Raw genomic sequence first — 19,785 nt, forward strand, 5'->3', positions numbered from 1 at the left:
GACTGGCGCAAAGGTGGTGTGCCGCGGCGGCCCGGCAACGAGCGCTGGCCTCCCCGTCCCCGCAGCGGGCATCCAGGAGAGCGCCCCGGGGCGAGCAGTCGTGGCAGACTCCCCGGCGCATGTGGAATTGGGTTCACCAGCTCGCGGAGTGGGCACGAGGGGACGCGCCGTTCGCCGTCGTGACGGTGACGGAGTGCAAGGGCAGCACGCCCGCGTCTCCGGGCGCGAAGCTGCTGGTGCGCGCGGACGGCACCTTTCACGGCACCATCGGCGGCGGCCACCTGGAGCAGCGGGTGCTCCAGGACGCCCGCGCCTGTCTCGCCCGGGGCGAGGCGCGCACGTTCCGCTATCCGTTGGGCGCGAGGCTGGGCCAGTGCTGTGGAGGGGTCGTGGACGTCTTCGTCGAACCCGTCAATCACGGGCCTCAGCTGTATCTCTTCGGCGCGGGCCACGTGGGGCAGGCGCTGTGCCGCATCCTGGAGGGCACCCCGTTCCGCGTGCACCTGGTGGACGAGCGCGCCGAGTGGGTCCAGTCCCCGCTCGTGCCCGCGGGCGTGGTGCGTCATGAAGAAGCGTGGGACGACTTCGCGGCGCGCGCGGTCTGGGACGACCAGCGCACCTACGTGGCGGTGATGACGCACCGCCACGACGTGGACCAGGACATCATCGCCTTCGCCATCCAGAAGCCGGCCCGCTACATCGGCCTCATCGGCAGTGACACGAAGTGGGCCCGCTTCCGTCAGCGGTTGGATGCGAAGGGGGTGCCCGCCTGGCAGGTGGCCCGCGTCGAGTGTCCCATGGGGCTCCCCATCGGGGGAAAGTCGCCACAGGAGGTGGCCGTGAGCATCGCGGCCGGGCTGCTCCAGCGCCACCATGGGGTGGCCGCGGCAGCGGAGCCGGAAGCGGACGAGCCGCCGCTCCCCGCGCCCCTGCTATCCTCCGGGAAATGAGCACCCCTTTCGAGTTCCGGCTCAACGGACAGCTGGTCCGCGTCGACGACGCGTCGTCCAACACCCCCCTGCTGGAGTTCCTGCGCGCGCGCGGGCTGACGGGCACGAAGCAGGGCTGCGCCGAGGGCGACTGCGGCGCATGCACCGTGGCGATGGTGGACCGGGACGTGAACGGCCAGAAGACCCTGCGCGCGTTCAACAGCTGCATCGCGCTGGTGCCCATGGTGGCCGGGCGCGAGCTCCTCACCGTGGAGGGCGTGGGCAGCCGCGCCGCGCCCCATCCCGTGCAGCAGGCGATGGTGAAGCACTACGGGTCGCAGTGTGGCTTCTGCACGCCGGGCTTCGTCGTCTCCATGGTGGAGGCGTACTGCCGCAAGGACGCGGGCTCGCCGGAGGCCATCGCGGATCAGCTCTGCGGCAACATCTGCCGTTGCACGGGCTACCGCCCCATCCGCGACGCGATGGTGGACGCGCTCGCCCTCCGCGACGCGGAGGGCCTGGGCCCGGGACTCTCCACCGTCTCGCTGGAGGGGCCGCCCTCCCCCACCCCGCCCCTGCGCCATGAGGCGCGCGACGGCCTGTTCCTGCGTCCCACCGCGTGGGAGGACCTGCTCGCGCTGCGCGCCCTGCATCCGGAGGCGATGCTCGTGGCCGGCGCCACCGAGCTGGGCGTGGACATCACCAAGAAGTCGCGCCGCTATCCGTTCCTCATCTCCACCGAGGGCGTGGAGGCCCTGCGCGCCGTCCGCCGCGAGGAGGACGGCTGGTACGTGGGCGGCGCCGCGTCGCTGGTGGACGTGGAGGACGCGCTGGGCCATGAGGTGCCGGAGCTGGCGAAGATGCTCAACGTCTTCGCCTCGCGGCAGATCCGCCACCGCGCCACGCTCGCGGGCAACCTGGTGACGGCCTCGCCCATCGGCGACACGGCGCCGGTGCTGCTGGCGCTGGACGCGCGGCTGGTGCTGGCCTCCGTGAGAGGCGAGCGGACCGTCGCGCTGTCGGACTTCTTCCTCGCCTACCGCAAGACGGCGCTCCAGCCGGACGAAGTGGTTCGCTTCATCGTCATCCCCCACGCGCCGTCGAAGGACAGCGGGCTCACGCGGCACTCGGACAGCTTCAAGGTGTCCAAGCGCCGCGAGCTGGACATCAGCATCGTCTCCGCGGGCTTCTGCATCGAGACGGACGCGCAGGGCCTCGTGCGCACCGCGCGGCTGGGCTACGGCGGCGTCGCGGCCACTCCGGCGCGGGCGCGGCGGACCGAAACCCTGCTCGTGGGCCAGCCGTGGAACGCGGAGGCAGTGGCCCGCGTGCGCACCACCCTGGAGCGCGAGTTCACGCCCCTCACGGACCTGCGCGGCAGCGCGGACTACCGGCGCGGGCTGGTGGTGTCGCTGCTGGAGAAGTTCGCGTCCGGCGAGCGCAGCCCCGTCCTGGACGGACGTCCGCACTTCGCCCCGGGCGCGCCCTCCGCCACGGCGGACGCGGGCCGCGAGCTGCGCCACGAGAGCGCGCTGGGACACGTGACGGGCAGCGCGCAGTACGTGGACGACCTCGCGCAGCGCCGCCCCATGCTGACGGTGTGGCCGGTGCTGTCGCCGCACGCGCACGCGCGCATCCTCCGCCGCGACGCCAGCGCCGCGCTGAAGGTGCCCGGCGTGGTGAAGGTGCTCCTCGCGGAGGACATCCCGGGCATGAACGACACGGGCCCCATCCGCCACGACGAGCCGCTGCTCGCGAAGGACGAGGTGCTCTTCCACTCGCAGGTGGTGGCGCTCGTCGTCGGCGAGACGCCCGAGGCCTGCCGCGAGGGCGCCCGCCAGGTGGCGGTGGACTACGAGCCCCTGCCCGCGGTGCTCACGCTGGCCCAGGCGCTCCAGCAGGAGAGCTTCCACACCGACCCGCACGTCATCCGCCGGGGTGACGTGGACAGCGCGCTCGCCTCCAGCCCGAACCGGCTGTCCGGCGAAATCACCATGGGCGGCCAGGAGCACTTCTACCTGGAGACGCACGCGGCCTTCGCGGAGGTGGGCGAGGACGGCGACGTCACGGTGACGTCCTCCACGCAGCACCCTTCGGAGGTGCAGGCCATCATCTCCCACGTGCTGCACGTGCCCCGAAGCCGCGTGGTGGTGAAGGCGCCGCGCATGGGCGGCGGCTTCGGCGGCAAGGAGACGCAAGGCAACGCGCCCGCGGCGCTGGTGGCGCTGGCGGCGGTGCACACGGGCCGGCCGGTGAAGTGGATGCTGGACCGCGACGTGGACATGGTCGTCACGGGCAAGCGCCACCCGTTCCACGCGGCGTGGGAGGTGGGCTTCGACGCCACGGGGAGGCTGCTCGCGCTCAAGGCGGACCTCACGGCCAACGGCGGCTGGTCCCTGGACCTCTCCGAGTCCATCTCCGACCGCGCCCTCTTCCACCTGGACAACGGCTACTACGTGCCGGCGGTGCGCTACTCCGGCCGCGTGGCGAAGACGCACCTGGCCTCCAACACGGCGTTCCGGGGCTTCGGCGGGCCGCAGGGCATGCTGGTGATGGAGGACATCCTGGCGCGCGTCGCGAGCACCCTGGGCCTGGCGCCCGAGGCCGTGCGCCAGCGCAACCTCTACGACGGCGTGGGCGAGACCAACACCACGCACTACGGCCAGGAGCTGGAGGACAACCGGCTGCCGAAGCTGTGGAACGACCTCTTGGAGTCCTCCGACTTCGCGAAGCGCCGCGCCCAGGTGGATGCCTTCAACGCGTCCAGCCCCCGCATCAAGCGGGGCCTGGCCATCACGCCCATGAAGTTCGGCATCTCCTTCACCGCCACCTTCCTCAACCAGGCGGGCGCGCTGGTGCACGTGTACCGCGACGGCTCCGTGCTGCTGTCGCATGGCGGCACGGAGATGGGCCAGGGGCTGCACACCAAGATCCAGGGCGTGGCCATGCGCGAGCTGGGCCTGCCCGCGGAGCGCGTCCGTGTGGCGCATACGGCCACGGACAAGGTGCCCAACACGTCCGCGACGGCGGCCTCCAGCGGCTCGGACCTCAACGGCGCGGCGGTGCGCGAGGCCTGCATCCAGGTGCGCGAGCGGCTGGCCCCGGTGGCCGCGCGCATGCTGGTGCAGCTGCATGGGCAGGCGGTGTCGCCGGACGCGCTGGTGTTCGCGGACGGGCGCATCGCGGCGGCGTCGCGGCCGGACCAGGGGCTGGACTTCGCGAACGTGGTGGAGGAGGCCTACCGCGACCGCGTGGGCCTGTCCGTCACGGGCTACTACCGCACGCCGGGCATCGGCTACGACCGGACGCTGGGCCGGGGCAAGCCGTTCCTCTACTTCGCCTACGGCGCGGCGGTGAGCGAGGTGGAGGTGGACGGCGACACGGGCGTGAAGCGCGTGCTGCGCTCGGACCTGCTGGAGGACGTGGGTGATTCGCTCAACCCCGGCCTGGACCGGGGCCAGGTGGAGGGCGCCTTCGTGCAGGGCATGGGGTGGCTCACCGGCGAGGAGCTGAAGTGGGACGCGAACGGGCGGCTGCTCACGCACTCCGCCAGCACCTACGCGGTGCCCGCGTTCAGCGACGCGCCCATCGACCTGCGCGTGACCTTGATGGAGCGGGCCGGGCAGAAGGGCACCATCCACGGCAGCAAGGCCGTGGGCGAGCCGCCGCTGATGCTGGCCCTGTCCGTGCGCGAGGCGCTGCGCGACGCGGTGGCCGCCTTCGGAGCGCCGGGCGGCGACGTGGAGCTGCCCTCGCCCGCGACCCACGAGGCCCTCTTCCTGACCATCCAGAAGCGCAAGGCGCGGGGGGCGGGGCTTCCGGTTCCCAGCGAAACGCGCGAGGTCGCGTGAGCTGGCCCCCGGGTGCGGCAACATGCCACGGCACGCCCGGAGGGCCAGTGCGTTAGACGGGGGCACCTTCCAAGGATGAAATCCATGCGCTCCGTGCCCCGCTCCCGCCTCCTCCTTCCGCTGGCCCTCGTGGGCGCGCTCGGCTGTGGGGACGACGAACCCCAGAAGCCCGAGGTGCTGACAGTGGACCTCCCCGTCGTCGCTCGCGTGGGCGCCGAGCCCTTCGCGTGCGGCCGGACGTACACGAACGTCGGGACGACGGGGACGACCTACGAGCCCATGGACTTCCGCGTGTACGTGCACGACGTGCGGCTGGTGACGCGGAGCGGTCAGGAGGTGCCCGTCACGCTGACCGACGACGGCACGTGGCAGCACTCGGGCGTGGTGCTCCTGGACTTCGCGAACAAGGACGGCCTGTGCACGCAGGGCACGGCGGGCATGAACGCGTCCATCAAGGGCACGGCGCCCCAGGGCGACTACACGGGCCTGCGCTTCACGCTCGGCGTGCCGGAGGACCTGAACCACGGCGACCCGACGACGCTGGGCGCGCCGCTGGGGGACATGAGCCTGCACTGGAGCTGGCAGAGTGGCTTCCTCTTCACGCGCATCGAGGGCCGCACGAAGGGCCTGCCCCAGCACGTCATGCACCTGGGCAGCACGTCCTGCGCGCCGCCGCCCGAGGGCCAGACGCAGGGCACCGCCGGCTGCGCGAACAACAACCGTCCGGAGTTCCACCTGGACGGCTTCGACGTGACGAAGAGCCGCGTGGTGATGGACCTGGGCACGCTCTTCGCGGGCTCCGACCTGGACGCGAACGCCCCCGACACGGCCGCGGGCTGCATGTCGTCCCCCACCGACGCGGACTGCGGCCCCCTCTTCCAGCGTCTGGGCCTCGCCTTCGGCGGCAAGGCGGCGGAGCCGGCGGCGCAGACCTTCATCCGGGTCGAATAGGAGGTGTCCGTGGCACGGCGACGAGCACGAGCGTGGAAGGCCCTGGCGACGGTGTCGCTGCTGGCCGCGGGCTGCGCGGCTCCCTCGGGCCCCTCCGAGGATCCCGCGCCCTACGACTGGAAGCTGCCGGCGGGCTTCCCCACGCCGCGCGTGCCGGCGGACAACCCCATGTCGGAGGCGAAGGTCCAGCTGGGCCGGCGCCTCTTCTACGACAAGCGCCTGTCGCTGAACGGCACGCAGTCCTGCGCCTCCTGCCACGAACAGGCGAAGGCCTTCACGGATGGGCGCGTGCACGCGGTGGGCAGCACCGGCCAGGCGCACCGCCGCAACGGGCAGGGGCTGGCGAACGTGGCGTACGCGACCAGCCTCACCTGGGCCAACTCGTCGCTCACCACGCTGGAGGCCCAGGCGCTGGTGCCGCTGTTCGGCCGGGATCCGGTGGAGCTGGGGTTCGGGGATCAACAGGAGGTGTTGCTGGAGCGGCTGCGCGCGGATCCGGACCTGTCGGCCCGGTTCGCGGAGGCGTTCCCGGGCGAGTCCACGCCGGTGTCGCTGGCCACGCTGACGCGGGCCCTGGCGGCGTTCGAGCGGTCCCTGCTGTCGGGCACGTCCGCGTATGACCGCTACCTGTACGGCAAGGAGGTGGACGCGCTGAGCCCCGCGGCGAAGCGGGGCCTGCAGCTGTTCCTGTCCGAGCGCCTGGAGTGCGACCACTGCCACTCCGGCTTCAACTTCCAGGACGCGACCGTGCACGAGCAGACGCCGGAGCCGGTGCTGCCGTACCACAACACCGGCCTCTACAACGAGGACGGCAAGGGCGCCTATCCCATTGGGGATCCAGGCCTCATCGAAATCACGGGCCGTCCGGAGGACATGGGCCGCTTCAAGGCGCCGTCGCTGCGCAACGTGGCCGTCACCGCGCCGTACATGCACGACGGCAGCGTGGCGACGCTCTCCGACGTACTGGACCACTACGCGGCGGGAGGCCGGGCCCGGGCGGCGAACGGCGGACAGCCAGGCCCCCAGCAGAGCCCCTTCGTGCGCGGCTTCGAGCTGACGCCCGAGGAGAAGGCGGACGTCATCGCGTTCCTGGAGTCGCTCACGGATACGGCGTTCCTGACCGACCCGCGCTTCGCGGACCCGGCCACGACGCCGTGAATGGGCAGACACCGGGATGACTCAATGACCGGGGAGGCATCGGACGGGCCAGGGGACGTGAGTCCCCGCCACACGCGTCCATGACGGGCCGTTCTTCTGCCCTGCGATTCAATCTCTACCGCGTCGCGCAGCGCCACGCCCGCCGAGGCTCCGCCCTACCGCGAGGGCGGTTTGAGGTCGTCCGGCAGCCGCTCCAACGGCGGGCGCTCCAATGCCCCCGGCCGCTCGACACCGGACGCCGTGCCCGCGTCCTCCACGATGGTGCCCGCGTCGGTCTGCCCCGTGGGCGGCGGCGAGGGCTTGTCCGAACAGCCGGCGAGAATGCCGACGCACAACACGAAGAGCCAGTGGCGCATGGTCGCGGTCTCCCGTGCGGGCCTAGTACTTCACCCAGATGACCGTGCCCGGGTGGATCTGCGTGAGCGCGGTGACGCCGGGCTCCTTCTCGATGAGCGCCTGCGTGACGGAATTGAAGCTGTACGCCTGCGAACCGGACCACACGATGAGCGCGTCCTTGAACACGGTCAGGTCGTGCACGTGCTCGTCCACCGTGTACTGGTTCCAGCCCGGCAGCCGCGAAGGCAACAGATAGAGCGACGGCGCGGGGTTCTCCGACGGCGCCGTGCCCGCGTCCCCGTCATGGTTGTGCTCGCCGCCCGCGGTGCTGGTCCACTCCACCACCGTCTCCGTGCCCCCAAGCATGCGGCACGTCTGCGTCGTGGGGAAGAACACGGTGGTGAACGGCTTCGAGGGCAGCTTCATGCGCAGCCCCAGGTGGAAGAAGTGCGTGTCCTCCGCGCGGACCTCGGACGCGGGCCGCGTCCACGTCACCGCCGTCACGTTGCCGGAGGCGTCCTTCTCCACCTCGGCCTTGCCGAACACCGAGTCCACCGGGCGCACGCCTGTCACGCCCTCGGGAATCTGGACGCGCATCTTGTACGTGTCCGCGCCATTACAGCCGTGGCTCACCGTGAAGTCCGCCTCGAAGGTCGCTCCGGCGAAGGGAGGCGTGGCCCCCGCCACCGCGGCGTGCGCGAAGACGGTGGAGGACAGCAGCGAACCCGCGACGACGCACAGCGGCCCCAGGGAGGACTTCATCGGGTGACTCCAGGAAGGAAGGAGCACCCCGGATATCAGCCCCCCGGGGAGCGACCGCTGCGGTCAATTGTCGCAGCGTCCGCCCCGGACACCCTCACGGCAGCTGGATGCGCCCCGGAGCATTCTGGGCGCCCTGCTCGGTGTGGCAGGTGTTGCAGTCCCCGTTGGTCTGCGGCCGGCTCATCATCCGCGACGCGCCATCCGGCCCCACCACCCGCGCCCGGTACGGCAGCGGGAAGGAGGGCTGGAGCGTCGTGGACATGAAGTTGCCCGCGGAGTTCGGCACCAGCGTGAGCCGCACCCGGTCTTCCATGTCCAGGATCTCCACCTTCACCTTCGACGGCTCCTGCAGCCGGGGATCACACCCGTCCGCCTCGTGCAGCGTCGGGAACACCGTGCCCATGAAGAAGTAGGCCGCGTAGGGCGCCTGATCCAGGTGACAGCTCCGGCAGGCGATACCGGGCGCCATGGAGGCTCCGGTGCCGCTCGCGTCGGACCAGATGCTCCCGCTCGCGCACGTCGTCGGCGCGGGCCCGAACGGCAGACTGCCGCAGGTCCCCGCGGGCATCCCCGCCTCCAACCATCCCGTGAGCAGCGCCCGATCCGCTTCCGGCATCGGCGGCTCGGAGGCCGGCGGCATCGGAGACGCCGCGTCCTTCAGCCGGACCAGACTGCGCTGCCCCATGCTGCTCGCCGGGTCCACCATCGAGGCCCGCTGGAAGTCGGAGCGCGCCAGCAGCGCCATGGGCGCGTACGCCTTCGCGGGCGTGGTGTGGCAGGACGCGCAACGCCCGGCGACCACGGACTGAACGTCACAGGGCAGGCTGTCGGGGCCGGGATCCACCACGCCCGCGTCCACCACCACCGCCATGGCCGGCTCCGCGGAACAGCCCAACGCGCCGCACAACAGCAGCGCCTTCCACGTCCACCGCCTCACGTCACGACCTGATCCCGGCATGGCGCTCCTGCTCCCTCCCGGGCGGCGTCTACCACGCGCGTCAGAAGCCCCCCGTGCGGCATATGCGCGCAGGGCCATGTCGGACCCACCCCGTATCTTCCTCAAACACTCGTCAGACAAATCCAAGGAATTCTATTTTCACCGGCAATTCACAGACACAGACAGCTTTCACGGACTGTCGTGGTCGCTCGGGAGGGTGTCAGGGAGGCGGACCCATACACTCCGCGTGTTCCCGTCGCATGATCCGATGTGTCACGTTTACACGGCTTCCGCGCACCGTTTCCCGCGAACAGGGGAGGTCCCCGGGTTTCCGACCTTGGGGGTCATTTGAATGTTCCCCTATTCGCGATGAAGTGGCTGGCGGCTCAGACGCTCTCCGAATTCCGTCATCATGAAACTCGCCCCCTGCTCCTCGCCTGATTCACGAGCCTCCCGCCGCGCCCGAGGCCCGGGAGGGCTCCAATGTGGGTGGGGGGGATTGATAGTGCGCGCGCCAGACGATACATGCGCGAGACAACGCCCCTTCACGGCGGGTGCTGCTTGCGACTGACCTTTTGAACCTTGTCTTGCCGGGAGACGGCCTCCCCCCGGCCCCTGAATCCGCGCCTCCGTGCGCCCCGTGCACGGAACACCCCCGCCTCCCAGGAGTCGCGTCGATGTCCACTCGAACCACGCCCGGTTCTTTCCCGGCCTCCGACTTTACGTTTTCCACTCTGGTTGAATTGCTGCGCGTCCGCGCAAGCACCCAGGGAGATCGCCGTGGCTTCACGTTCCTCCTGGACGGCGAAACGGACGAAGCGCACCTGACGTACGCGGAGCTGGATCAGAAGGCGCGCGCCATCGCGGCGGCGCTCCAGGCGCGCGGCGCGCAGGGCCAGCGGGCGCTGCTGCTGTATCCGCCCGGGCTGGACTACATCGCCGGGTTCTTCGGCTGTCTGTACGCGGGCGTCATCGCCGTTCCCATCTACCCGCCGGACCCCATGCGTCTGGCGCGCACGCTGCCGCGGCTCCTGGCCATCAGCCAGGACGCGCAGGCCACCATCGCCCTCACCACCGACTTCATCTACGGCATGGGGGAGATGCTCTTCGAGCAGGCGCCGGAGCTGCGGGAGCTGCACTGGATCGCCACGGACACGCTGGACGCGGAGGTCGCCGAAGGGTGGAAGGACCCGGGCGTGGCCACGGACACGCGGGTGTTCCTCCAGTACACGTCCGGCTCCACGTCGTCGCCCAAGGGCGTGGTGCTGACGCACGGCAACCTGCTGCACAACTCGAAGCTGATCCACTCCTGCTTCGGGCACTCGCCCCAGAGCCAGGGCGTCATCTGGCTGCCGCCGTACCACGACATGGGGCTCATCGGCGGCATCCTGCAGCCCTTGTATGGCGGCTTCCCGGTGACGCTGTTCTCGCCGGTGGACTTCCTCAAGCGCCCCATGCGCTGGCTGGAGGCCATCTCCCGCTACAAGGCCACCACCAGCGGCGGCCCCAACTTCGCGTTCGACCTGTGCGTGCGCAAGTCCACGCCGGAGGAGCGCGCGAAGCTGGACCTGAGCCACTGGGACCTGGCCTTCAACGGCGCGGAGCCCATCATGCCGGACACGCTCCGGCGCTTCGCGGAGGCGTTCGGACCGCAGGGCTTCCGCTCGGAGGCCATCTATCCCTGCTACGGCCTGGCGGAGGGCACGCTCATCGCCTCTGGCGGTGACAAGCGCGAGCTGCCCGTGCAGCGCACGGTGGATGGGGGCGCGCTGAAGGAAAACCGCGTGGTGGCGAAGGAGGCGTCCACGCCCGGCGCCCAGACGCTGGTGGGCTCCGGCCGCAACCTCATGGATCAGCGCCTGGTCATCGCGCATCCGGAGACGGGCGCGCCGCTGCCGCCGGGCCAGGTGGGCGAGATCCGCGTCGCCGGGCCCAGCATCGCGCAGGGCTACTGGGGCCGCGAGGAGCAGACGCGGACCACCTTCCAGCAGCCGCTGGCCGGCACGGGCGACCCGACGCCGTTCCTGCGCACGGGGGACCTGGGCTTCCTCGCGGACGGCGAGCTGTTCGTGACGGGCCGCCTCAAGGACCTGATCATCATCCGCGGGCGCAACCACTACCCGCAGGACATCGAGCGCACGGTGGAGTCCGCCCACCCCGCCATCCGGCCCGGCTGCACGGCGGCGTTCTCCATCGAGCAGGATGACGAGGAGCGCCTTGTCGTCGTGACGGAGGTGGACCGCCGCGCGGTGGAGCGCGACGGCGTGGACCTGGACGCGCTGGCGCAGGGCATCCGGCAGGCCGTCGCGGCCGGGCACGACCTGCAGGCCCTGGGCGTGGTGCTGCTGGGCCCTGGCGCCATCCCGAAGACGTCCAGCGGCAAGATCCAGCGCTTCGCCACCCGCGCGGAGTACCTCGCGGACACGCTGGAGGCGCTGCACAAGAGCGTCATCGCCGCGGCGCCCGCCCCGGCGCCGGAGGCCGTGAAGGCTCCCGAGTCCTCCGTGGAGGCCGCCGCGCCCGCGCCCGTGGGCCCGGACACGAGCATGCTCCAGAAGATGCTGGCGGTGGTGCAGGACCCCACCGCGCGCCGGGCCATGGTGACGGTGTTCCTCCAGGAGCAGGCCGCGCAGGTGCTGCGGCTGCCCACCGCGCAGGTGGATGCGCAGAAGCCGCTGCATGCCTACGGCGTGGACTCGCTGATGGCGGTGGACTTCAAGAGCGCGGTGGACGCGGGGCTGGGCATCGACCTGCCGCTGTCGGACGTGCTCCAGGGCGTGTCGCTGTCGAAGCTGGCGGAGGCCGTGGTGACGCTGATGTCGGCGCCGCCATCCCAGCAGGCCTCGAACGCGGTGGCCGCCACGTCCGCCACCGGTGACGCGCCCCTGTCCGGCGGGCAGCAGGCGCTGTGGTTCATGCACCAGCTCGCGCCGGACAGCGCGGCCTACCACGTGCCCGTCGCGGTGCGCGTGCGCGCGGGGCTGGATGCCAACGCGCTGAAGGGCGCGTTCGAGGCGCTGGTGGCCCGCCACCCCGCCCTGCGCACCACGTTCGTCATGGCGGCCACCGGCCCCGTGCAGCGCGTGCACGCGGAGCTGCCGCTGGACTTCGTCGTCACCGACGCGAAGGGCTGGAGCGACGCGCAGGTGGCGGAGCACCTGTCCGCCGAGGCCCGCCGCCCGTTCGACCTGGAGAAGGGGCCGCTCTTGCGCGTGCGGCTGGTGTCGCGGTCCGCGGAGGACCACGCGCTGCTCATCGCGATGCACCACATCGTCACCGACTTCTGGTCGCTGGCGGTGATGGCGGAGGAGCTGGACGCGCTCTATCCCGCGCTCAAGCTGGGCAAGCGCCCTTCGCTCGCGCAGCCCGCGCGCACCTACGCGGACTACGCGCGGTGGCAGGCGGAGATGCTCGCGGGTGTTCGTGGCCAGGCGCTGGAGAAGTACTGGCGCGAGCAGCTGTCCGGCACGCTGCCGGTGTTGGACCTGCCCACGGACCACCCGCGTCCCCCGGCGCAGACCTTCAACGGCCGCGTCCACACCACCCGCCTGGACGCGAGCGTCGCGAGCGCGGTGAAGGCGCTGGCGCGCGACCACGGCGCCACGCCGAACATGGTGCTCCAGACGGCGTTCCAGGTGCTCTTGCACCGCTACACCGGCCAGCAGGACTTCACGCTGGGCGTGGTGAGCGCGGGCCGCGGCCGCGCGGAGCTGGCGGGCATCACGGGCTACTTCGTCAACCCGCTGGTGGTGCGCACGCGCCCGTCCCCCACCCTGTCCTTCACGGACTACCTGGCCCAGACGCGCCAGACGATGCTGGGCGCGCTGGAGCACCAGGACTACCCCTTCAGCGCGCTCGTGGACCGGCTGCAGCCGGTGCGGGACCAGAGCCGCTCGCCGCTGTTCCAGGTGATGTTCGTCTACCAGCGCGCCTCCAAGCTGGATGAGCGCGGCCTCACGCCCTTCGCGCTGGACATCCCGGGCGCGAAGTCCACCGTGGCGGGACTGCCGATTGAATCGCTGGTGCTGTCGCACGGCGGCGCGCAGTTCGACCTCACGCTCACCATGGGCGAGGCGGACGGCGAGCTGGTGGCCTCCTTCGAGTACAACACCGACCTCTTCGAGGCCGACACCATCGAGCGCATGGCCGGGCACCTGGCCACGCTGCTGTCCGGCATCGCCGCGCAGCCGGGCCGCGCGCTCGCGGGGCTGCCGCTGCTCACGCAGGCCGAACAGCAGCAGCTCCTGGAGACCTGGAAGGGTCCGCGCGTGCCGCTCACGCAGGCGGACATGCTGCCCGCGCTCTTCGCGGCGCAGGTGGCTCGCACGCCGGACCACGTCGCGGTCCTCTTCAAGGACACCCGGCTCACCTACCGTGAGCTGGAGGCGCGCGCGGGTCAGCTGGCTGCGTGGCTGCGCGGCGCGGGCGTGAAGCCGGGCGACATCGTGGGCATCTGCCTGGAGCGCTCGGTGGAGACGCTGGTGTCCGTGCTGGCCGTGATGGCCACGGGCGCGGCGTACGTGCCCATCGACCCGGCCTACCCTTCCGAGCGCGTGGCCTTCATCCTGGGCGACACGCAGGCGCCGGTGCTGCTCACCCAGTCCTGGCTCCAGCGCACGCTGCCCGCCGGTGTGTCCGCGCGCACGCTGTTCGTGGATCAGCCGCTGGACGGCGCGCTGTCCTCCGCGCCCGCCGCGACCGTGAAGGCCGGGGAGCTGGCGTGCCTCGTCTACACGTCCGGCTCCACCGGCCAGCCCAAGGGCGTGATGCTGGAGCACGGGGGCCTCGCGAACCTGGTGCGCTCGTTCGTGGAGTCCTACGCGCCTACGGCCGCGGACCGGATGCTGCCGCTCACGTCGGTGGCCTCGGCCAGCTTCGTGGGCGAAATCCTCCCGCTGCTGTGCACGGGCGGCGCGCTGGTGCTGCCCACCGAGGAGGAGATCCTCGATCAGGAGAAGCTCTTCCAGCTCATCACCCGCCACGCCGTCACCATCGTGAGCACCGTGCCCGCGGTCATCGCGGGGCTCAACGCGCGGCTGGAGCAGCTGCCGCCGCTCAAGCTGGTGCTGTCCGGCGGCGAGGCGCTGGTGGCCAGCGACGTGGAGAAGCTGCTCGCCACCGTGCCGGTGGTGAACGGCTACGGTCTCACGGAGACCACCGTGTGCTCCACCTACCACCGCATGGCGGTGGAGGACCTGCAGGGCCACGCGTGGGTGCCCATCGGCCGGCCCGTCATCAACACGGACGTGTACGTGCTGGACGCGGAGCGCAACCTCCTGCCCGTGGGCATCCCCGGCGAGCTGTACGTGGGCGGCCTGGGCGTGGCGCGCGGCTACTGGAAGCGGCCGGAGCTGACGTCCGAGCGCTTCATCGCGGATCCGTTCCATGCCGGCGAGCGCCTGTATCGCACCGGCGACCGCGCGCGCTGGCTGCCGGACGGCGTGCTCACGTTCCTGTCCCGCGCGGATGATCAGGTGAAGATCCGCGGCTTCCGCATCGAGCTGGGTGAGGTGGAGGCCGCCGTGCGCCGCCACCCGGCGGTGAAGGACGCGTTCCTGATGGCGCGCGAGGACTCGCCCGGCGACAAGCGCCTGGTGGCCTACGTGGTGCTGGGCGAGCCCGCGCCCACGCACTCGGACCTGAACACGTTCCTCGCGGAAGCGCTGCCGCCGTACATGCTGCCGTCCGCGTACGTGCCGCTGTCCGCGCTGCCCCTGTCGCCCAACGGCAAGGTGGACGCGAAGGCGCTGCCCGCGCCGGAAGGGGCGCGCCTTGCGTCTGGCGTCGCCTACGCCCAGCCCCAGAGCGCGGTGGAGCGCAGCGTGGCGGCCATCTGGCAGTCGGTGCTCAAGGTGGAGCGCGTCGGCCTCAACGACAACTTCTTCGAGCTGGGTGGCAACTCGCTGCTCATCGCGCAGGCCCACCGGCGGCTTCGCGAGGAGCTGGGCGCGGACCTCGCGCTGGTGGACATGTTCAAGTTCACCACGGTGAGCGCGCTCGCCCAGCACCTGGCGAACAAGGGCGAGGACTCCGGCGCGGCCTCCCAGAAGATCAAGGACGAGGCGGAGCGCCGCCGGGCCGCCCAGGCGCGGCGTCAGCAGGCGCGCGGCCGTGGCAAGTAACCAACGACTCTCAGGCATCCCCCCAGGTTTCGAAGGACGTCTCCATGAGCACTGACACTCCCGAAGTGGATGGCATCGCGGTCATCGGCCTGGGTGGGCGACTGCCCGGCGCGAAGACCATCGCCGAGTTCTGGAAGAACCTCACCGGCGGAGTGGAGAGCATCACCTTCTTCACCGACGAGGAGCTCATCGCGGAGGGCGCGGACCCGGCCATGGTCCGCGCGCCCAACTACGTGAAGGCCCGCGGCACGCTGGGCGACACGGACATGTTCGACGCGGCCTTCTTCGGGATGAACCCCCGCGAGGCCGCGCTGATGGATCCGCAGCACCGCGTCTTCCTGGAGTGCGCGTGGGAGGCCATGGAGAGCGCCGGCTACAGCCCGGAGCGCCAGCCCGGCCGCGTGGGCGTGTTCGGCGGCATGAGCATGAACACGTACCTGCTCTCCAACCTCTACTCGCACCTGGCGCACGTCGCGTCCGTGGAGAGCCTCCAGGCGTCCATCGGCAACGACAAGGACAGCCTCACCACGGAAGTGGCGTACCGCATGGACCTGAAGGGGCCGGCCGTCACGGTCCAGTCCTCGTCCTCCACGTCGCTCACGTGCATCCACTACGCCTGCCAGAGCCTCCTGTCGTTCGAGTGCGACATGGCCCTGGCCGGCGGCGTGTCCATCCACTTCCCGGAGAAGGCGGGCTACCTGTACCACGAGGGTGGCACCACGGCGCCGGACGGCCACTGCCACACCTTCGACGCGGAGGCCGCGGGCTTCGTCGCGGGCCACGGCGCGGCGGTGGTCGCGCTCAAGCGCCTGTCGGACGCGCTCAAGGACGGCGACACCGTCTACGCGGTGGTGCGTGGCTCGGCGGTGAACAACGACGGCTCGCAGAAGGTCAGCTACATGGCCCCGGCCGTCGCGGGCCAGGCGGAGGTCATCGCGCTGGCGCAGGCCGTCGCGGGTGTGGAGCCGGACTCCATCGGCTACGTGGAGGCGCACGGCACCGCGACCAAGGTCGGAGATCCGATTGAAGTCGCGGCGCTCACGCAGGCCTTCCGCCAGGGCACGGACAAGAAGAACTTCTGCGCGCTGGGTTCGGTGAAGAGCAACATCGGCCACCTGGACTCGGCGGCGGGCGCGGTGGGCTTCATCAAGGCGGCCCTCACGCTGCACCACAAGGTGATTCCCCCCAGCCTCAACTTCAAGACGCCCAACCCGGCGTGCGACTTCCCCAACAGCCCGTTCTACGTGAACACGGAGCTGCGCGACTTCCCTCGCGGTGGGACGCCGCGCCGCGCGGGCGTCACGTCGCTGGGCATGGGCGGCACCAACGCGCACGCCATCCTGGAGGAGGCGCCGGAGCTGCCCGCCACCGACAAGGCCCGCCTGCCCGCGCAGGTGGTGCTGCTGTCCGCGCGCACGGAGAACTCGCTGGAGGTCGCCACGGACCGGCTGGCCGCGCACCTGCGCGAGAACCCGGGCGTGGACCTGGCGGACGTGGCGTACACGCTCCAGGTGGGCCGCAAGCGCTTCGGCAAGCGCCGGGCGGTGGTGGCGCGCACCACGGCGGAGCTGGCCTCCGCGCTGGCGGAGCGCACCCCGGGCCGCGTGTTCTCCGGCAGCGCGGAGAACAGCGGCCGTCCGGTGATGTTCATGTTCTCCGGGCAGGGCTCGCAGTACGTGGACATGGGCCGCGAGCTGTACGAGACGGAGAGCGTCTTCCGCGCCCAGCTGGACACCTGCGCGGAGAAGCTCAAGCCACACCTGGGCCTGGACCTGCGCACGGTGCTGTACCCGGCCGCGGAGTCGCGCGAGCTGGCATCCGAGCGCCTCAAGCAGACGGGCCTCACCCAGCCCGCGCTGTTCGTCATCGAGTACGCGCTGGCGAAGCTCTGGGAGTCGTGGGGCGTGACGCCGCACGCGATGGTGGGCCACAGCATCGGTGAGTACGTGGCCGCGTGCCTCGCGGGCGTGTTCACCCTGGACGACGCGCTGGCGCTGGTGGCCGCGCGCGGGCGGCTGATGCAGTCCCTGCCCGCGGGCTCCATGCTCGCGGTGTCGCTGCCGGAAGAGCACGTCACGCCCATGCTGCCCGAGGGCCTGTCCGTGGCGGCGGTGAACAGCCCGGCCACGTGCGTGGTCGCGGGCCCCACGCCGCTCATCGACGCGTTCGTGGAGACGCTGAAGCTCCAGGGCCTGGCGTCGTCGCGGCTGCACACGTCGCACGCGTTCCACTCCGCGATGATGGACCCCATCCTGGAGGCGTTCCGCGAGGCGGTGCGCAAGGTGGCCCGGAAGGCGCCGGCGAAGCCCTACCTGTCCAACGTCACCGGCACCTGGGTGACGGCCGAGCAGGCCACGAGCCCCGACTACTGGGCGAAGCACCTGCGCGGCGCGGTGCGCTTCGCGGACGGCGTGGCGGAGCTGCTCAAGGAGTCCGACGCCATCCTGCTGGAGGTGGGCCCGGGCAACACGCTCGTCACCCTGGCGCGGCAGCACCCGGACAAGGGCGCGAAGCACGCGCTGCTCAACTCGCTGCGCCACCCGAAGGAGCAGGTCGCGGACCTGGACCACGTGCTGGCCACGCTGGGCCGGCTGTGGCTGGAGGGCGTGGAGGCGGACTGGAGCGCCTTCCGGGGCGAGGAGAAGCGCCGCCGCATCGCGCTGCCCACGTCGCCCTTCGAGCGTCTGCGCCACTGGGTGGAGCCGCGCAAGGAGACCGCCGCCGACGGCGAGCGCTCCGAGTGGGCCTCCGCGGACCAGAAGCAGCCCGTGGCCCGCTGGTTCTACCTGCCGTCGTGGCAGCGCGCGCTGCCGTCGCCGCAGGGCACCTGGAGCCAGAAGAAGGCCACCTGGTGGCTGCTGCTCCCGGACGACTCCAACGAGGGCCTGGGCGCGCGGCTCGCGCTGAAGCTGGGCGAGGCCGGCCAGGACGTGGTGCGCATCACCCCGGCCGCCGTCACCGCGAAGCACGACGAGCACCGCTGGTCGCTCGCGCTGGGCGGCGAGGCCACGGTGCTGGAGGCGCTCACCGCGCAGGGCCGCGCTCCGGACCACGTGCTGCACCTGGGCACGCTGGGCCTGGGCGACGCGCACGGCGAGGCGGACTTCGAGGCCGCGCTGGGCAAGGGGTTCCTGGGGTTGTTGTCCCTGGCGCAGGCCCTGGGCCGTCAGCCCGGCACGCGTCCCGTGTCGCTGGTCGCGGTGACGAACCGCATGCAGGCGCTGGGCGACGAGGCGCCGAACCCGGAGCTGGCCACGGTGCTGGGCCCGGTGCGCGTCATCCCGCAGGAGTACGGCCACCTGTCCGCGAAGGCCGTGGACGTCCGCCTGCCGCCGTCCGGCAGCTGGCAGGAGACGGCGCTGGTGGAGGCGCTGCTGTCCGAGGCCGCCACGCCGTCCAAGCTGGAGAACGTCATCGCGTACCGGGGCGGGGCCCGCTGGGTCCAGCACTTCGAGCACGTGCCCGCGGACGCGCCGCGCGCCGCCCAGCTGCCGCTGCGCGACGGGGGCGTGTACCTGATCATCGGCGGCTTCGGCACGCTGGGCTTCTCCCACGCGAAGTCGCTGGCGAAGCGCGCGAAGGCGAGGCTGGTGCTCGCGGGGCGCACGGCGCTGCCGGAGCGCTCGCAGTGGGACGCGCACCTCGCGGCCCATGGCGAGGACGACGCCGCCTCCCGCCGCATCCGTCAGGTGCGGGAGCTGGAGGCGCTGGGCGCCCGGGTGCACACGGCCTCCGTGGACGCGGGCAACAAGGTCCAGGTGAAGGAGGCGGTGGACGCGGCGCTGTCGCACTTCGGCGCGCTGCACGGCGTGGTGTTCGCGGCGGGTGACGTGGGACAGGCGCTCTTCCGCGCCATCCCGGACACGCGCCCCGAGGACGTGCGCGACACCTTCCACGGCCGCGTGCGCGGGCTGTACGCGCTGGAGGAGGCGCTGCGGGGCCGCGCGCTGGACTTCTGCGTGCTGTCCTCTTCGCTGGCGGCGGTGCTGGGCGGACTGGGCCTGGCGTCGTACTCGGCGGCCACGTCCTTCATGGACGCGTTCGCCACGAAGCAGGCGCAGACGTCGCCGGTGCCGTGGATGAGCGTGGGCTGGGACGCGTGGCAGTACGAGTCCCGCGCGGGCGGCGCGCAGAGCCCGTTCGGCGCGCTGGCCATCACCGCGGCCGAGGGCGAGGACGCCTTCGAGCAGCTCTTCCAGCTGGGCGCCGTGTCCCACGTGGCCGTGTCCACCAGCAACCTGCGCGCCCGCGCGCGCAAGTGGGCCCAGCCGGCCGCCGCGCAGGAGCAGGCGGAGGCGAAGCAGGAGGCGGGCTCGTCCCTGGGCACCACGCCCCGTCCGGCGCTCCAGAACGCCTACGTGCCGCCTCGCGACGAGCTGGAGGAGAAGATCGCCCGCCTCTGGCAGACGACGCTGGGCATCGACCAGGTCGGCGTGCACGACAACTTCTTCGAGCTGGGTGGCAACTCGCTCGTCGGCGTGAAGCTGATTGCCCGCGTGCGCGAGCAGTTCGGCGTCGCCCTGCCGGCCGTCACCCTCTACGAAGGCCCCACCGTGGGGGCGCTGGCGAAGCTGCTCAAGGCCGCCAGCGGCAGCGAGGACACGGAACTCGCGCCCGAGGAGACCGAGGCGCTCAGTCGCGGGGAGCGCCGCCGCGCGCGCCGCGCGAACCGCCGGGGCGACGGCGCCTCCGATGAGGAGTAGCCGTCCCCTCCCCCCCACCTTTCGAAGCCCGAGCAC

At 71.8% G+C, this 19,785-nt stretch carries 9 protein-coding genes; 6 read left to right on the forward strand and 3 right to left on the reverse strand.

The window, feature by feature from the left end:
* The first annotated feature begins 119 nt into the window (after positions 1–119).
* The 4 genes from xdhC to KYK13_RS27810 all read left to right on the forward strand — a co-directional run bounded on the left by xdhC (position 120) and on the right by KYK13_RS27810 (position 6,889).
* Positions 120–950 carry a xanthine dehydrogenase accessory protein XdhC gene (gene xdhC / locus KYK13_RS27795; RefSeq protein ID WP_223635544.1) on the forward strand — a complete coding sequence of 277 codons (831 nt, stop codon included), beginning with the start codon at positions 120–122 and terminating at the stop codon, positions 948–950.
* Positions 947–4,780, forward strand: a complete 3,834-nt coding sequence (xdhB, locus tag KYK13_RS27800) for a xanthine dehydrogenase molybdopterin binding subunit (RefSeq protein WP_223635546.1) — start codon at positions 947–949, stop codon at positions 4,778–4,780. Before xdhC ends, xdhB begins: the two co-directional genes overlap by 4 nt.
* An 84-nt stretch (positions 4,781–4,864) precedes the next feature.
* A complete protein-coding gene (locus tag KYK13_RS27805; protein WP_223635548.1) occupies positions 4,865–5,731 on the forward strand; it encodes an MbnP family copper-binding protein in 867 nt (288 codons plus the stop codon).
* 9 nt (positions 5,732–5,740) lie between these two features.
* Complete coding sequence (locus KYK13_RS27810; RefSeq protein WP_370645177.1) at positions 5,741–6,889, forward strand: MbnH family di-heme enzyme; 1,149 nt, start codon at positions 5,741–5,743, stop codon at positions 6,887–6,889.
* Positions 6,890–7,044: 155 nt separating this feature from the next.
* Here the strand turns inward: KYK13_RS27810 and KYK13_RS27815 are convergent, their stop codons facing one another.
* The 3 genes from KYK13_RS27815 to KYK13_RS27825 form a co-directional block, all read right to left on the reverse strand.
* On the reverse strand, positions 7,045–7,245 hold the full coding sequence (locus KYK13_RS27815) for a hypothetical protein (RefSeq protein WP_223635550.1): 201 nt from the start codon (positions 7,243–7,245) through the stop codon (positions 7,045–7,047).
* A gap of 22 nt (positions 7,246–7,267) precedes the next feature.
* Positions 7,268–7,987 (reverse strand): YcnI family protein, encoded by a 720-nt coding sequence (locus KYK13_RS27820; RefSeq protein WP_223635552.1) that lies wholly within the window; start codon positions 7,985–7,987, stop codon positions 7,268–7,270.
* 94 nt (positions 7,988–8,081) lie between these two features.
* Positions 8,082–8,924 (reverse strand): hypothetical protein, encoded by an 843-nt coding sequence (locus tag KYK13_RS27825; RefSeq protein ID WP_223635554.1) that lies wholly within the window; start codon positions 8,922–8,924, stop codon positions 8,082–8,084.
* A gap of 743 nt (positions 8,925–9,667) precedes the next feature.
* Between KYK13_RS27825 and KYK13_RS27830 the strand changes: the two genes are divergently transcribed.
* Positions 9,668–15,046, forward strand: coding sequence for a non-ribosomal peptide synthetase (locus tag KYK13_RS27830; RefSeq protein ID WP_223635556.1), 5,379 nt, complete (start codon positions 9,668–9,670; stop codon positions 15,044–15,046).
* Between the two features lie 44 nt (positions 15,047–15,090).
* Positions 15,091–19,749 (forward strand): type I polyketide synthase, encoded by a 4,659-nt coding sequence (locus KYK13_RS27835; protein WP_223635559.1) that lies wholly within the window; start codon positions 15,091–15,093, stop codon positions 19,747–19,749.
* Positions 19,750–19,785: the final 36 nt, after the last annotated feature.

This window comes from Corallococcus sp. EGB, from assembly GCF_019968905.1.
Taxonomy (GTDB): domain Bacteria; phylum Myxococcota; class Myxococcia; order Myxococcales; family Myxococcaceae; genus Corallococcus.

What these genes read in the sequence shown, in the direction of transcription:
- xdhB (WP_223635546.1), top strand. Translation starts at nt 947, where the DNA reads ATGAGCACCCCTTTCGAGTTCCGGCTCAACGGACAGCTGGTCCGCGTC.
- KYK13_RS27820 (WP_223635552.1), bottom strand. Translation starts at nt 7,987, where the DNA reads ATGAAGTCCTCCCTGGGGCCGCTGTGCGTCGTCGCGGGTTCGCTGCTG.
- xdhC (WP_223635544.1), top strand. Translation starts at nt 120, where the DNA reads ATGTGGAATTGGGTTCACCAGCTCGCGGAGTGGGCACGAGGGGACGCG.
- KYK13_RS27805 (WP_223635548.1), top strand. Translation starts at nt 4,865, where the DNA reads ATGCGCTCCGTGCCCCGCTCCCGCCTCCTCCTTCCGCTGGCCCTCGTG.
- KYK13_RS27835 (WP_223635559.1), top strand. Translation starts at nt 15,091, where the DNA reads ATGAGCACTGACACTCCCGAAGTGGATGGCATCGCGGTCATCGGCCTG.
- KYK13_RS27815 (WP_223635550.1), bottom strand. Translation starts at nt 7,245, where the DNA reads ATGCGCCACTGGCTCTTCGTGTTGTGCGTCGGCATTCTCGCCGGCTGT.